At 58.5% G+C, this 14,344-nt stretch carries 13 protein-coding genes; 6 read left to right on the top strand and 7 right to left on the bottom strand.

Annotated features, from left to right (window positions below):
- Window positions 1-28: 28 nt before the first annotated feature.
- The 7 genes from CSC67_RS09300 to CSC67_RS09270 form a co-directional block, all read right to left on the bottom strand.
- Window positions 29-832: a sulfite exporter TauE/SafE family protein gene (locus CSC67_RS09300; protein ID WP_118994230.1), complete on the bottom strand. Its 804-nt coding sequence runs from the start codon at window positions 830-832 to the stop codon at window positions 29-31.
- 49 nt (window positions 833-881) lie between these two features.
- Window positions 882-1,655 (bottom strand): thiol:disulfide interchange protein DsbG, encoded by a 774-nt coding sequence (gene dsbG / locus CSC67_RS09295; protein WP_118994229.1) that lies wholly within the window; start codon window positions 1,653-1,655, stop codon window positions 882-884.
- A 35-nt stretch (window positions 1,656-1,690) separates the two neighbouring features.
- The gene (locus CSC67_RS09290; protein ID WP_118994228.1) at window positions 1,691-2,242 is read right to left on the bottom strand and encodes a TlpA family protein disulfide reductase; all 552 of its coding nucleotides are present in this window, start codon (window positions 2,240-2,242) and stop codon (window positions 1,691-1,693) included.
- On the bottom strand, window positions 2,239-3,072 hold the full coding sequence (locus CSC67_RS09285; protein ID WP_118994227.1) for a TlpA disulfide reductase family protein: 834 nt from the start codon (window positions 3,070-3,072) through the stop codon (window positions 2,239-2,241). Before CSC67_RS09285 ends, CSC67_RS09290 begins: the two co-directional genes overlap by 4 nt.
- Window positions 3,069-4,919 (bottom strand): protein-disulfide reductase DsbD, encoded by a 1,851-nt coding sequence (gene dsbD, locus CSC67_RS09280; protein ID WP_228255685.1) that lies wholly within the window; start codon window positions 4,917-4,919, stop codon window positions 3,069-3,071. The genes CSC67_RS09285 and dsbD overlap by 4 nt, the downstream gene beginning before the upstream one ends.
- Before the next feature lie 76 nt (window positions 4,920-4,995).
- Window positions 4,996-6,354, bottom strand: coding sequence for a sensor histidine kinase (locus CSC67_RS09275; protein ID WP_118994225.1), 1,359 nt, complete (start codon window positions 6,352-6,354; stop codon window positions 4,996-4,998).
- Window positions 6,351-7,028 (bottom strand): response regulator, encoded by a 678-nt coding sequence (locus tag CSC67_RS09270; RefSeq protein ID WP_118994224.1) that lies wholly within the window; start codon window positions 7,026-7,028, stop codon window positions 6,351-6,353. Before CSC67_RS09270 ends, CSC67_RS09275 begins: the two co-directional genes overlap by 4 nt.
- Window positions 7,029-7,264: 236 nt before the next feature.
- On the opposite strand from CSC67_RS09270, the gene CSC67_RS09265 reads away from it, so the two are divergent.
- Genes CSC67_RS09265 through CSC67_RS09240 form a run of 6 tightly spaced genes read left to right on the top strand, consistent with a single transcriptional unit; the run spans window position 7,265 to window position 14,090 of the window.
- Window positions 7,265-8,860, top strand: a complete 1,596-nt coding sequence (locus tag CSC67_RS09265) for a cbb3-type cytochrome c oxidase subunit I (RefSeq protein WP_118994359.1) — start codon at window positions 7,265-7,267, stop codon at window positions 8,858-8,860.
- A complete protein-coding gene (locus CSC67_RS09260; protein WP_118994223.1) occupies window positions 8,857-9,507 on the top strand; it encodes a cbb3-type cytochrome c oxidase subunit II in 651 nt (216 codons plus the stop codon). Before CSC67_RS09265 ends, CSC67_RS09260 begins: the two co-directional genes overlap by 4 nt.
- Window positions 9,508-9,514: 7 nt before the next feature.
- The gene (locus CSC67_RS09255) at window positions 9,515-10,333 is read left to right on the top strand and encodes a c-type cytochrome (protein ID WP_118994222.1); all 819 of its coding nucleotides are present in this window, start codon (window positions 9,515-9,517) and stop codon (window positions 10,331-10,333) included.
- A gap of 15 nt (window positions 10,334-10,348) precedes the next feature.
- Window positions 10,349-11,455, top strand: coding sequence for a c-type cytochrome (locus CSC67_RS09250; protein ID WP_228255686.1), 1,107 nt, complete (start codon window positions 10,349-10,351; stop codon window positions 11,453-11,455).
- A gap of 7 nt (window positions 11,456-11,462) precedes the next feature.
- Window positions 11,463-13,718 (top strand): heavy metal translocating P-type ATPase, encoded by a 2,256-nt coding sequence (locus CSC67_RS09245; protein WP_164878369.1) that lies wholly within the window; start codon window positions 11,463-11,465, stop codon window positions 13,716-13,718.
- A 42-nt stretch (window positions 13,719-13,760) separates the two neighbouring features.
- Window positions 13,761-14,090, top strand: a complete 330-nt coding sequence (locus CSC67_RS09240; protein ID WP_425337642.1) for a thioredoxin family protein — start codon at window positions 13,761-13,763, stop codon at window positions 14,088-14,090.
- The last annotated feature ends 254 nt before the right edge of the window (window positions 14,091-14,344 follow it).

The following is a 14,344-nucleotide window of genomic DNA, read 5'->3' as shown; positions in this document are numbered from 1 at the left end:
TCGCAACAGCGCGCCTGTCTAAGAACCGTTAGCCGATATTGCGCGTGAGCATCATGGCCGCCACCACAACGCAGGCGATGGCAAAAATTCGCTGTAATACCATTGAGGAAATCTTCGGCACCAGCAAGCGAGCGCCCGCCATGCCTGCGAGTGCGGCGGCCGAGAATGCCCAAGTTGCAGCAGTAAGTGAAAGACCTTGTTCTGACGCAATGAAGACGGTGACTACAGATAGCAGTGCAATCACCAACAGAGATGTTGCGACGATGCTGTGCATGCGAAGTTCGCTGAAGTACCCCAGCGCGGGGACGATGATGAATCCACCGCCGATGCCCAACATGCCGGTAAAAAGGCCCGAGACCACTCCGATACCGCCCAGCGTTGTGACGGTGCGTGGGTTCCAGATGAAGCGTCCGGTCTCCTTGGATACTTTGCAAATCCCAGATTGCATCAGGGGCAACTCGCCATCGTTTTGAACACCGCGTGAAGACATGAACATGCGGTAGGCGACCACAAGCATGACGGCGACAAAGATCAAGTTCAGCCACCGGGAAGGAAGCCAGTGAGCCAGCCTGATGCCGAGTGGCGCAGTAATGGTACCCGCTGTCGCCAAGACAATCGCGGCTTTGTACCGAACAAGGCCTTGGCGCAGCCCTTGCAATGCACCAAGCATCGCTGCGGAACCAACGGCCATGAGTGCCATAGGAGCAGCCGCACGCATATCCATACCCAGGCCAAACACCAGTGCCGGTACGGCAAAGATACCGCCTCCAGCCCCAGTGAGTCCTAAGACAGCGCCGATTACAAGCCCAAGCAGCCCGCCACTAAGCATCATGCCCCCTGCCTTGACACATAATTCCGTACGTCTGTACTCAGATGATCCATCAGCGCGGACCCAACACTTCGGTCAACGCGCCCTGTTGCGGCATGCCGTTGTACTTCTGGATCAACCCTTTATCGTCCTGAACGATGATGCCAGGGGTTCCTCGAAATCCCATCGAAAGCATGAGCATCTGATTATCTTCGAGCGTCCGCTGTACATCGTCCGGTACGCTCTTGGCGGGCGTAATACCGCCCTGGTCGAACTTGACTTCATTCTCTCGCAACGCGGCTGAAGGATCGGCTGCGCCAAGAATCGCCGCCGCTTTGGCCGGGCTGTCCTCTTTGATGACGCCGACTAACAGGTGGCGCAACTGGACCTTTCCGGCATCAACCCACGGACGCGCGGCCTCCCAGAACAAATGGCAATAGGGACAATTTGCATCGGTGAAGGCATAGACGATACGCGGCGCGTCTGCCTTGCCATCCAGCACCCACGTGGCCGACTCCAGCTGCGCCCACGCCTGGTCGCTGATTGGCTTGGCAACCAGGCTCTGCAGTGTCGCTTGGTCAATCGGTTCGCCCTTGGCATTCAGGCGCGTGCCCGCAACGGCATTACCATCGGCCAGGACGTAGACCGCGACGGGGCTGTCGCCGAGAACACCGGCGAAGGCGCGCACGCCTTTACCGGCCTCGAACTCCTGCTTGAAGATGACACCTTGGTCTTCCAACGCGTCGATAACTGGCGGTTTATCCGTGACTTGGGCCAGGCCTCCGCTGGGCATCAGAATGAGAGGCGCCGCAGTCATGAAAGCGAAAAGCACCCGCGGTGCAAACATAGTCGTTCCTTATCCGTACTGGGTTAAATGAATGGTCAAAAATGGCGTGATATCTTGTCTTTGAGATCACTCATCGTGATCTCGCCTAAATGCAAGTCCACCATGCGTCCTTGTGCATCGAAAAGGAAGGTAGTGGGCAAGCCACCCGTCCGCATTTCCTGCATCGCCTTGGACGATGGATCGAGCAGAACATCCTTCAAATTCAGACCTTCGCTACGAAGAAACGCTTTAGCCTGTTGCGCGCTTTCCCCCTGATTGATCAAGACGAAGGCTACATCGGGAAATGCCGCCTGGGCCTGCTCGAGCACCGGCATCTCGCGCCGGCATGGTGGGCACCAGGTCGCCCAAAGATTGAGCACGACCGGCACTCCCACATACGAACTCAAGTGGGCGGGACGCTCCTCCAGCGTCATTAACTGCAAGTCCGGCAAAGACAGCGCGGCCTGCTGCGCCAGCTTGTCAGCTTCCAATCCCAGTGCTGTTGAGGAGTTTTCTGCGTTGTCTGCCTGATTGCAGCCCGCCATCAGCATGAGGGTGACGACAACAAGAATGAGCAGGCGTAAAGCCGGTGTAAGCTTGGTTATCATTTTTCGGCTCCCGAGCCGGAGGATAGGTCAAAACGACGCAGCATCTTGTCCTTGAGGCTGGGCATGGTGATCTCGCCCAAATGCATGTCCACCTGACGGCCTTGCGCATCGAAAAACAAGGTGGTGGGCAAGCCACGCGAGTTCATTGTGCGCATGGCCTCGGAAGCGGGGTCAAGTAAAACATCCGTCAAGCTCAAACCCTCACTTTCAAGAAAAGCCTGCGCCTGCTGCGCGCTTTCCCCTTGGTTGACCAACACGAAGGCCACATCCGGAAAATCGGTCTGAGCCTGTTCAAACACCGGCATCTCGCGTCGGCATGGCGGACACCAGCTCGCCCAAAGATTGAGCACGATGGGGCGCCCCGCATACTCGCTCAGCGAAACGGGATGTTCGTCCAGCGTCGCCAGTTGCAGGTCCGGCAAAGGCGGCGCGGCGCGCAGCAATAAAGCGAGCACCCCGCCCGCGAGGGCCCATGCGGCGACGCCGACCATGACGCCCGCCATCACGGGGACGCGCAAGATCTGAGCGGACCGGGTTCGCCGCCAGATGTAAGCAACGACCACCAGCACGCCAACCCACCAGACAAATCCACCATCGCCGATGGCGATCATGGATCTGGGTGTGGCCGAGTACTCCTCCCACCACTGCGCAATGTATGCCAAGCGTGCCGTCAAGAGCCCCCAAAACACGGCGTCAAGAATCATTGATCCGGCGGCTTTGTAAGACACATCAGGCGTCCTCCGACCGACAATTCGTGCTGTCAGCCAAGCCAGCAGTACGGCGGCAATAACCGTGACGACCTGTATAGGAAATGGACCAATGCCGCTCATGACACCCCCGCCGCGTCCAGGCGGTCCTGAAACTCGCGCGCACCGATCTCACCCACCACACGCAGATCCCGCCGTTCCGTACCATCCGGCCCCACCAGTATGAGCGTGGGCGGCCCCATGACGCCCCAGTGTTTGAGCAGTTCCTTATCTGTAGCGTCATTACGCGTCACGTCTGGCCGCACGACCTGCATACGCGCCAGCTGCGCCGCAACCGCGGGATCGCCGAATACATTGCGCTCGATTACATGGCAGCTGACGCACCAGTCGGCGTAGAAATCAATCAAGGTCCACTGGCCGCGCGCGGCGCCTTCCGCCAGGCGAGCATCCACGTCGGCCACCGATTTCGCCTGGATATAACTGACCTCGGCGGTTGGCGTGGCCGCAGCGGGCGCGCCGCGCAGATGCGCCAGGGGCTGCAAGGCGGCGTCACCCCCTGAAGCGGCGCCCACGAGCATCAGGACAGACCACAGACCGACGAACGCCGCCGCCGAACGCAAGCTCCACGCCAACCGCTGCCTATTCGTAACGGCTTGCGCCCAAGCGACGAGCCCCACCGCCACCAGCAGCATCCAGGCCCCCCAGAGCAACAGACTCGTCGTTCCGGTCAGAAAACGCGTCAGCATCATCACTGCCATGCCAACCATGACATAGCCGAAGGCGACGCGCACCCGATCCATCCACGCACCGGGCTTGGGCAGCACACGGGCGCCGAACACAGCAATGGCCAACAATGGCAGGCCCATACCCAAACCCAGCGCAAACAAAGCCAGCCCCCCTTGGATCGCACTGCCCGTCTGCCCGATGTACAACAGCGCACCCGCCAAGGGAGCCGTCATGCACGGACCAACCAAAAGCGCCGACAGAAAACCCAACACCGCCGCACCGGTGATACTCCCCCCCGAACGAGCAGGCCCCGCTGCCTGGAGGCGATTCGTCACAGCGGATGGCAAGCGCAACTCGAACAGACCGAATAGCGAACTGGCCAGAATGAGAAAGAGCGCCGCGAAGGCGCTGAGCAACCAAGGCGACTGCAGCGTGGCTTGTAAATTGGCACCCACCAGTCCAGCCGCCACCCCCACTGCAGCGTAGGTACCCGCCATCGCCAGGACGTATGACGACGACAAAACGAAAGCCCGACGCGGCTTGGCCTGGCTACCAACGACCATGGTGGAAACGATGGGAATCATCGGCAAAGTGCAGGGCGTAAAAGCCAACAATAGGCCGAATCCGAAAAACAGCAGCGTGCCGGCAATAGGCCCCAGCGCAGCAAGTCGCTGAGCAGCCGCCTGATCCTCGCCAACACTGGCGCCCGAAGGCATGCCGGCCGAATCAGGCCCGCGCTCCGAGACTGATTCAGGTTCCGATGCCTGAGGCGGTTGCTCGACAGCCTGACCGTCAGCTACCGCTGTCGCTGCTGGCGCGCTGATATGCATCGTCTGCGGTGGATAGCAGATACCGTCTTCTGCACAGCCTTGCCAATGCAGTGTCAGTGGGCCGGTTACAGCCGCCGGGAAGCGCAGACGGGCCGTATCGCCGGTGTAGATGACGGTATCGCCAAAAAACTCGTCATGCCGGGGCGTTCCAGCAGGGAGAGCCAGATCAACAGCATTCTCGTTGTCGTCGACCAGCTTCAACGAGTGGCGGTAGACATAATAGCCGTCGGCAATCTGCCCTTCGACTATATACTCTCCGCCTTGCTGCCTCACCTCCTCTACCTTGAATACGTCTGAGGCTTCAAGAAATTCGGGCTCCGTGGCCGACGAAAACAGACCATTGCCTGCCCAGGCACTTCCAACGGCAAAACAAAACAGTACGAGAGCCGCACGGGCAATCCGATAGACAGACAAGCTGAACTCCTGCAGGTAAACTTAGGTGAATCATGCACCTGCAGGATTAAGGGAAGCTTAAGGCTTCGCAGAAAACTCAAGAAAGCGTAGTATCGCCCGCTACTGGAAGCGTAAGTCGTGCTTCCAGCCCGCCGCCATCCCGTTCCAGAAGCTCAAATGCGCCCGCATGTCGACGTGCAATCGCGTTCACAATAGATAGGCCTAGTCCGTAGCCGGGTATTTTTGGGTCTCCACGCCAAAACCGATTAACTGCTTGAGCCCGCTCTTGCGCATTCAGGCCAGCGCCTTCGTCCAGCACACTAATGTGCATGGTGCCATTGCTTTGCGGCTCCAAGCGAATCGTAATGGGAGTGTCGGTGGGCGCGTAGCGTATTGCATTATCAATTAGGTTTTGAATTGCCCCAACTAGAAGTGGTCGGGCGGCGCGTACCGGTCGCGAGTTGTCAGCCCCTTGCACCGATATCCTACCTATAGAATCACCGTACATTGGCTTCAATGCCTCAATTGCAATGGATGCAGCCTCAATCGGATCGCTAACCTCCTTCGCGACAGAATGGCCTTCTAACCGCGCCAGATCAAGCAAACGCTGAAGGATATTCTGCAGCTGCTGTACCCCTTGGTCTGCGCTGGTGAGGGCTGCTTCCATGGTGGCTTTTTCATCTCGCCGTTGCAACGCAAGCTTCGCCACTTGAATGTGTGTTTTCACACCGGTAAGGGGAGTACGCAATTCGTGCGCCGCGCTATCGGTGAATCGGCGCTCTCGCACGATTGCGTCCTGCAGTCTCTCCAAAAGTTGCTCGATCGTATGCAGGAGCGGCTGTAACTCTACAGGGGCCTTCACCTCAGGCAATGGACTATCGTCGCCGGGCCGGCGCCGTGCCAGAAGGCTACGAATACGCTCCACGGGCGCCAGTCCACGGGTAATGCCCAACCACAGCACGATCAGGGTGCCAAACAAAGCGACAACGAACGGCACCCCTGCCGAAAGGATCAACTCTTTGACCAATGCCTCTCTGACGTCGATGCTGTCGGCGGTAGCGATCTGAACGTCGCCCTGCCGCAGTACATAGGTACGCCATCGCTTATTACCGTATATATAGGTACTGAAGCCTGGATCAGCATGCATCAGTTCCGGACTGCCTGCCGTACGTGCCACGGTTTCAATCACGACTTCACCGCGCACGAGGCTTACTTCGCACGCCACCCCATCTCGGGCGACGACGTCCAATGGCTTATCACCCATTGCGGCAATATCTTGAGGTTCGGGAAATTGGGAAACCAGCCCGGCAACCATTCGTGCGGACGCCGCCAGACGGTTGTCCAATGCCTGGCCTAACGACTGACGGGCGTCAATGAACATCCAGGTCGCCACCAAAGTCCAAAGCGCAGTCAGCGAAATACCGATATACAGCAAAAGGCGCAAGCGCAGACTCATGTTCCCACTACCTTCTCGGCTGAACCAAGCCTATAACCGAGTCCACGCACTGTTTCGACAATATTATTTCCGAGCTTGCGGCGCAAATGATAAATATGTACGTTGATCGCATTGCTTTCCACGTTCTGCTCATAACCATAGACGCTATCGCAAAGCTGCTCTGTACTAAGGATGGCCTGGGGATTCTGCAGCAAGGCGCGCAATAATGACAACTCGCGACGTGCCAGCGCTACCGGCTCATCGGCTAGCCATACTCGGCCTGTCGACGAACAGAACTTCAGTTCCCCGTGATTCATGCAGTCGGTGTTGCGGCCCGCGACCCGGCGCGTCAGTACGTGCAACCGTGCCTGCAACTCATCCAACTCGAAAGGTTTGACCAGGTAATCATCAGCCCCTCCAAGTAGTCCCTCCACACGATGGCTGAGCGCGTCACGTGCCGTCAATACGAGAACGGGAAGATCACGACCTTCTTCGCGCCAACGGCGCAGCAATGCCATTCCATCTTCGTCTGGCAGCCCAAGATCAAGGATGCATACATCAAAGTATGACGTCGCCAATGCAGCATCCGCCAAGTTAGCCGTGCTCACGTGGTCGATCGTCAAGCCATGCAATCTCAGTCCCGCCACAATACCGCTCGCGACGAGGAGATCATCTTCTACGAGCAAAATATGCATTTCATTATCCTTGCGTACAAGCGCCGGAAACCTTCTGAACTCTCAATCAAGCAAAAATCTTAACAGTCTTTCAAGCTTTGCTCACCCTCGCATCACCTCTTAATGCTGCCTTAATTCTGGCAACTTATTGTGTCTCCAATTTGGCTGTATTTAATCTGGATTGCCACGTATCTCCTGAGGCAGCACCGGATACGACTCTACCGGATGCAGCCCCTATGGAAGCGGACACGTATGCTATGACACCTATACTGGGAACCTTGCTAGCGACAAGCTTTGTCGCTTCATTGGTGGCGCTGGGCATTCTCGTCTGGGCTGTTGCCAATAAGTTGATATTCGTGGGTAAAGCCGAGGCTTCCACGATTTTCATGGAAGGAGAGCTCGGCCATCCCGACGACAGCTCCTCTTTTGGTAAACAGAACGAGGACGAATCACATCACTTCGACGTATTGCGCGCTGGCATCGATCGCGCCGGGAAGGGCCCAGTTCTGGTTCTGATCACGGCTGGCATTCTCTGGCTACTGATAGGCTCAACATTCGGCGTCATTGCATCCTTGAAGCTGCACTGGCCAGATTGGCTCGCGGATGTTGCGCAGATCACTTTTGGCCGTGCACGCACACTACATCTGAATATCGTTGCCTATGGCTGGCTTTCGGTCACAGGCATCGGCGTGGCTTTATGGCTGTTGCCACGAATCTTCCACACGCCCCTTCGACGGCCCAATATGGCCTATCTTGGGGCCTTTCTTTGGACGCTGGGTGTTCTGGGTGGGACCATCGCCGTCGCTAACGGCTGGTCCGATGGCATTGAGTGGCTGGAATTCCCATGGCAAATCGACTTGGTGCTTGCATTGGGCGGTTTCTTCCTTGCCTGGCCTGCGATTGAGACTGCTGCACGGCGGAAATCACGTCACATCTATGTGTCTGGCTGGTATTTCTTAGCCGGCATGGTGTGGTTTCCCTTCTTGTTCCTGGTGGCGAACATACCCGGCCTGCACGTGGGCGCTCAGCAGGCGACAGTGAATTGGTGGTTCGCCCATAACGTGCTGGGATTGTGGCTGACGCCCATGGGCGTTGGCATGGCCTACTACATTATTCCCAAGATCATCGGCAAACCGGTGTATTCATACAACGTCTCGCTCCTCGGTTTTTGGAGCCTGGCGTTGTTCTACAGCCAGGTCGGCATCCACCACCTGATGGGCGGACCGATCCCGACCTGGGCGGTGACGCTGTCTGTTGTCCATAGCATCATGATGTTTGTCCCGGTAATCGCCGTTGCGATCAACCAGCACGTCACTGTCGCCACCAACATGTGGGCGTTCAAGCAGTCAATGTCGCTCCGGTTCGTATGGATCGGCGCGCTGATGTACACCCTCTCTTCCTTTCAGGGCTCAATCGAGGCAATACGTTCGGTCAACTCGATCACTCACTTCACCCATTACACCGTCGGGCACGCACACCTGGGCGCCTATGGCTTCGTTTCGCTTGTGCTGTTTGGCACTCTCTATTACATGATGCCGCACATCGTTGGCCGGCGCTGGCCCTACCCGAAACTGGTGCAAACGCATTTTTGGCTGGTGGTGGTCGGATTCACGATCTACTTCGTCTCCCTGACCATCGCTGGCGTCCTGCAAGGCATGGGGTTGATGGATCCGGGATCGAGCTTTGCCGAAATCACCCGATCGATGATTCCTTATCTTGAAGGCCGATCCATCGGCGGCACGTTGATGACCTTGGGCCACTTCGTCTTTGCCGCACATTTCGCCTTGCTGCTGCTGAAAAAAGAATCGAGCACCAATTCCGTCGATACGTTCGCTCCTGTGAAAGCGTCATGAACAAACTTTTGCCACTTCTCATTGGCGCAATTGGCGTCTTGCTGCTCGCCACACTGATGCTGGTGATTCTGCCCGCCTGGCAGCTTCGCACATCGCAGCCGCCGGCGCAGCTCCAGCCCTACACCGAGCAGCAGTTGTTCGGACGCCAGCAGTACGTCGCCAACGGTTGTATCTACTGCCACAGCCAGCAGCCCCGCTCCACAGGCCAAACGCTATTCGACGGCGCCCGCGGCTGGGGCCGCGCCTCGACGCCGGGAGACTATTTCTACGACACGCCCCACCTGCTGGGCACCATGCGTACCGGCCCCGACCTGCTCAACGTCGGCGCCCGCCTGAAAAGCCGCGATTGGCATCTGACGCACCTGTACCAGCCGCGCGCCATCTTCGATTGGAGCATCATGCCTTCATATCCCTATATGTTCGACGTGAAGGATGAAGCTGCGCAGGACGACGTCGTGGTGCGCCTGCCCGCCCAGTTCCAGCCGCCGGGCGGCCGGGTGGTCGTGGCTCGCAAAGAAGCGCTGGATCTCGTCGAATACCTGCTCAGCCTGGATCGCACCTATCCGGCCAGCCACGAGGAATTGCAGAAGAGGGACCGCGGATATGACCACCGTCCGGAAACAGCGGCAGACGGGCATGCGGGTTAGGAACGCCATGAAAACTAATCACCACTCGACAACGCCCCGTGTCGACGACATCGATCCCACATTCGAACCTTGGGAGCCGCCCCGCCCGATTCCCATTTTCCTGCTGGCGGTGCTCATCGCCTTGGCGCTGGCCGGCGTCGGCATCTATCTAAGCGACCTGGCTCCATGGACGGACTCCGGCTCGCCCGATACGGTCGCCAGTGGCCCGGTCGCGCCGGTGACGCCCGCAGTGCCTACTCCCATCGCGACGCAGGATGCACCCGAGCTGGTCCATGCCGGCCGAGGTAGCGTGTGGAGCTGCGCATCCTGCCATGGCGATCAGGGCGAGGGTGCCGGCAACACCCCCCGTCTTGCCGGCCTTTCAAAGGAATACCTGGCCAAGCAGCTGCGCGACTTCGCTTCCGACGAGCGCATTAACGAATCCATGCACTACGTGGCGCGCGAACTATCGGCTCACGATATTGCGGAAGTGACGGCCTACTATGCGAACCTGCCCGTCCCCCAGTTGATGCTGCCGCACTCCGATGCCGACATGGAGAGAGGCCGCCTGCTGTTCGAAAAAGGTGACTGGAAACTGGACGTGCCTGCATGCGTCAGTTGCCACGGAGACCAGGGACAAGGCGTGGGTGTCTCCTTCCCGCCCCTGGCTGCGCAACAGCCCGAATACTTGTTCGGCCAGTTGGCCGCCTGGAAAGGTGGTCACCGGCACAACTCACCGCAATCCTTAATGGACGACATCGCGAGCCGACTGTCCTACCAGGATCTGTATGCGGTATCCAATTATGCGGCGTCCTTGCCGGGAGACCGCGACGACACTGTCAAGTAAGCATAGAGAGCCAAGATGACACAAAACCATTCCTCTAACCGGCCGGAGCCGGGCATACGCAAGCGGATGTCAGGCGCCCGGCGGTTAGCCTGGAGCGCGGGACTGGGCATCCTGTTGTTCGGCGCCGGCTACCTGATTCATGACAGCGGCCTGATGTCGTTCTCTTTCACTTCCGAGAAAGGCGGCATTACCCAGATCGGCAGCCAGGTCTACACACGTGAAGCCATGGAGTCCGACCGCAAGACACACCAAGCAGACAGGGCTGCGCCCACAGCCGGCATGCCAGTCGGTGCCGATGGCTATTACTCACCTCCATCGGAAAACAGTATTCCTGACAGTCCCTACGGCGATGCCGTCAAGCGAGGCCGCGCCATCTTCATGGAAACGTCGACCATGGTGTCCGAGCACGTCGGCAATACGCTCGCTTGCGTCAATTGCCACCTTGATGCCGGACGCCGAGAAAATTCAGCTCCCATGTGGGGCGCCTATGTGCGTTATCCAGCGTACCGAAGCAAGACAAAGTCAATCAGTACCATCGAGGACCGCATCAAGGGCTGTTTCACGTACTCAATGAATGCACAGGGCTCACCATCGGGCCAGCCTCCACCAGCCGGGAGCGATATCTACCGCGACTTGACAACCTACTTCTATTGGATGGCCGATGGTGCGTCCACGGGAGAAAAGTTACCTGGCTCAGGCTATCCCAAGCTCAAGAAACCCGAAGAAGACTACGACGTGATGCGCGGACAGACAGTCTACGCGCAGAACTGCGCCCTGTGCCATGGCGCGGATGGCCAGGGCCAGCGAGATCCCGACAGCGGTGTGGTGTTTCCCCCGCTCTGGGGCCCGAACTCCTACAACTGGGGCGCGGGCATGGCGCGTATCGATACGGCCGCCGGCTTCATCAAGGCCAACATGCCGCTGGGCAAGCCATTCTCGCTGACCGACCAGGAAGCTTGGGACGTTGCAGCTTTCGTCGACAGCCATGAACGCCCCAAGGATCCCCGTCAGACCGGCACCCTCGAAGAGGCGCGCGTCGAATTCCATGATGGGGAGGAAAGCTTCTACGGCAAGGCAGTCAACGGGAAGGTCGTCGGCGGGGGTACGGAACAAGAGGACTGATCACGCCATGCAGTCGACGACAACGGCCGCCGCAGCCAACACATTGGACCTAGAGTCGCTGCGCCCCGCCGGACGCATGATTTTTTCCGTGCGCGGCATGTTCTGCGCCAGTTGCGCCATGGCGGTGCAGCGCGTCATCGATAAAGCGCCGGGAGTGCTGGAGAGCAACGTAAATTTCACCTCCGGCTCCGCCTTAGTTCGGTGGGAACCGGCGCGCTTCGATTTTCAAAAGCTTTTTGATCGGGTGCAGGGCCTAGGCTACGAAATGTCGCCGCTGCTGGACGACAACGAGGTGAACCTATCCCTGGAAAAACAAGCATCGCGGATACGGCTGCAGTTGATCGTTGCCGCCTTCTTCGGCATGTGGAGCATGCTGGGATCCTGGATGCTTTACTTTGGCATCGAGGCCGTGGCCGGTATCGATGCCTTGCTGGTAGGCTGGACCGCAACCATTTTCAGCCTGCCGGTGGTTCTATACAGTGGCCTCGATTTTTATCGGGCGGGCTGGAAAACAGTGCGAGCCGGAGTTCCCGGCATGGATGCCCTCATATCGCTGGGCGTCTGGGGCTCCTTATTGCTGTCGCTATGGAACCTCACTCGAAATTCGCCCGCCGTATACGTCGATGCCGCCACGATGCTTATCACATTCCTGTTGGTGGGGCGGCTGATCGAGATCCAGGCACGCAAGCACAGCATGGTAGCGATCGACGCCCTGCGCCAGCTCATGCCGGAAACGGCACGCATCATCCAGCCTGACGGAAATAAAAAAATCGTTGCGCTGGAGTCGGTCCAGACGGGCTCACTAGTTTACGTGCTCGCTGGCGAACGCATACCTGTCGACGGGCTCATAGAAAAGGGCGCGTCGCAGGTAGACACGTCTTTGCTGACGGGAGAATCTCTGCCGCTGGAGCGCAGCGCCGGCGAGTACCTGCATGCCGGCATGGTGAATCTGCAGGCCCCGTTAGTGCTGCGGGTGGAAAAATCTCAAGGCGAAAGATATGCCGATAAACTGGGTCTGCGCATGCATGAGCTGTTCGGCGCGAAGTCCTCGATGTCGAAACTCGCCGAACAATTTGCCCGATGGCTACTTCCAGTGGCTGGCGCGATATCGCTGCTTGCGCTCATGCGCCACCTATGGATGGGTATGGCCGTCGACCACGCATTACTAGCCTCGCTCTCGGTACTCGTCGCGGCTTGCCCCTGCGCCGTCGGGCTTGCCCTGCCGCTGGCATTCTCGGCAGGCAGTGCTCGCGCTTCGCGCGCCGGCATCCTGTTCAGGGATCCCGCCAGTGTCGAAGCCCTGGCGCGAGGCCGCACATTTGCGTTTGACAAGACGGGAACGCTCACGACGGGGCAATTGACAGTGGCGCGCATGACAAGCGAGCACCTGGCGCCCGACGATCTCCTACGAGTCGTCGCGAACGCGGAAACAGGCGTTGCCCATCCTGTGGCCAACGCCATCGTCCAGCATGCTCGTTCTCGTGGAATCGAAGATCTGCCGCTGACGCCCCTTGTGGAGCGGCATCCGGCCGGCGTACGTTATATCGCGCCCGATGGGGCGACATGGCTGATCGGAGCCGTCAAGTGGCTGGAGCGGCAGGGCGTGCGCTGCACCGAGAAGGAGGAAGCAGCCGCTGATCCCGCAACAGGCCCAGCACCAAGCGCCACAGCGCACATTTCTCGTAACGGACGATGGGAAGGCAAAATCGAACTGCAAGACAATATCCGGGCCGATTCGCTGAAGTCCTTGAACTTCCTGCGTAAAGAAGGCTGTCGAACTCTGCTGGTAACGGGCGATCACGCCATGGCGGCAAACTGGGTGGGTGAAAAACTTGGCTTTGCGCCGAAGCACGTTCACGCAGCCAGCAAGCCGGACGACAAAGTCGCAATCCTTCAGAAACATGGGCATGACACTGTTTTTGTCGGCGACGGCATCAACGACACGCTGGTCCTTGCTGCGGCCGGCTGCGGTGTGGCCGTCACTGGTGCAAATGCCATCGCCGTCACGGCCTCAGGCGTGGTGATCACGCGAGGCGGCATGAGCCAAGTGGTCCTGGCACGTCAAATGGCCCGCCACATCATGCGGCGAATCCGTCAAAACCTCTTTTTCTCGATCATCTACAACGTTGCAATCGTTGCGTTGTTCTTGCATATCGGCGTTACCCCCGGTGCGGCCGCCGTCGCCATGCTTCTAAGCAGCATGACGGTCCTCGGCAATTCTGCTCGTCCATTTCAGTCCGACGGCTTGGCTGCTGCTCATTAAGCAGCACCGCCAAATCTTTCATCCCTCTCGCCCGGAAACTTAATCATAATCAGAGAACTAACCTCCGAGAGTTTTGACACCACCATAGGCCTATCCGGCGTGCACGTTGTGCGCTTCTGGGCTAAATGGTGTGGACCGTGCCGGGCCATGTCGCCCCCGGTCAAGCAAACCTCCAATGACATGGCCAAAGACGCCCACTTCGGTGAGATCAACGTTGATCATGCGCTGGCATTGACACATCGCTTCGGGGGTTCAGAACATACCGGCAGTCCTAGCATTCAAGAACGGCTCACTCGCGGATCGAACGGCAGGAGCGATTGGAAAAACGCAATTGAACAATTTCGTCAAGCAACACTTGGATTGATCGAGTGAGCACGCACCGCTCACTCATTATCCTCGGTTCAGATCCTGCGGGATGGGCCGCCGCCATCCATGCTGCACGTACCAATCTTAGGCTCGTGGTCATTACTGCTTAGAGCAAGGTGGTCAGTTGATGACTACTACAGAAGTCCATAATTGACTAGGCGATGCTCACCGCTTGGAGGGACCGGAGTTGTTCATCAGCGCGACCCAAAGGTTGAAACCGGAGTTACATACGGCCACTGCGCCTTTAATATTGACTTAAT

Source organism: Pusillimonas caeni (assembly GCF_003545815.1).
Lineage (GTDB): Bacteria > Pseudomonadota > Gammaproteobacteria > Burkholderiales > Burkholderiaceae_B > Pusillimonas > Pusillimonas caeni.
The sequence above is the reverse complement of the archived record's forward strand: the minus strand, read 5'-3'. Positions and strand labels throughout refer to the sequence as shown.

What these genes read in the sequence shown, in the direction of transcription:
- CSC67_RS09250 (WP_228255686.1), top strand. Translation starts at nt 10,349, where the DNA reads ATGACACAAAACCATTCCTCTAACCGGCCGGAGCCGGGCATACGCAAG.
- dsbG (WP_118994229.1), bottom strand. Translation starts at nt 1,655, where the DNA reads ATGTTTGCACCGCGGGTGCTTTTCGCTTTCATGACTGCGGCGCCTCTC.
- CSC67_RS09255 (WP_118994222.1), top strand. Translation starts at nt 9,515, where the DNA reads ATGAAAACTAATCACCACTCGACAACGCCCCGTGTCGACGACATCGAT.
- CSC67_RS09245 (WP_164878369.1), top strand. Translation starts at nt 11,463, where the DNA reads ATGCAGTCGACGACAACGGCCGCCGCAGCCAACACATTGGACCTAGAG.
- CSC67_RS09285 (WP_118994227.1), bottom strand. Translation starts at nt 3,072, where the DNA reads ATGAGCGGCATTGGTCCATTTCCTATACAGGTCGTCACGGTTATTGCC.
- CSC67_RS09300 (WP_118994230.1), bottom strand. Translation starts at nt 832, where the DNA reads ATGATGCTTAGTGGCGGGCTGCTTGGGCTTGTAATCGGCGCTGTCTTA.
- CSC67_RS09275 (WP_118994225.1), bottom strand. Translation starts at nt 6,354, where the DNA reads ATGAGTCTGCGCTTGCGCCTTTTGCTGTATATCGGTATTTCGCTGACT.
- CSC67_RS09270 (WP_118994224.1), bottom strand. Translation starts at nt 7,028, where the DNA reads ATGCATATTTTGCTCGTAGAAGATGATCTCCTCGTCGCGAGCGGTATT.
- CSC67_RS09290 (WP_118994228.1), bottom strand. Translation starts at nt 2,242, where the DNA reads ATGATAACCAAGCTTACACCGGCTTTACGCCTGCTCATTCTTGTTGTC.
- CSC67_RS09260 (WP_118994223.1), top strand. Translation starts at nt 8,857, where the DNA reads ATGAACAAACTTTTGCCACTTCTCATTGGCGCAATTGGCGTCTTGCTG.
- CSC67_RS09265 (WP_118994359.1), top strand. Translation starts at nt 7,265, where the DNA reads ATGACACCTATACTGGGAACCTTGCTAGCGACAAGCTTTGTCGCTTCA.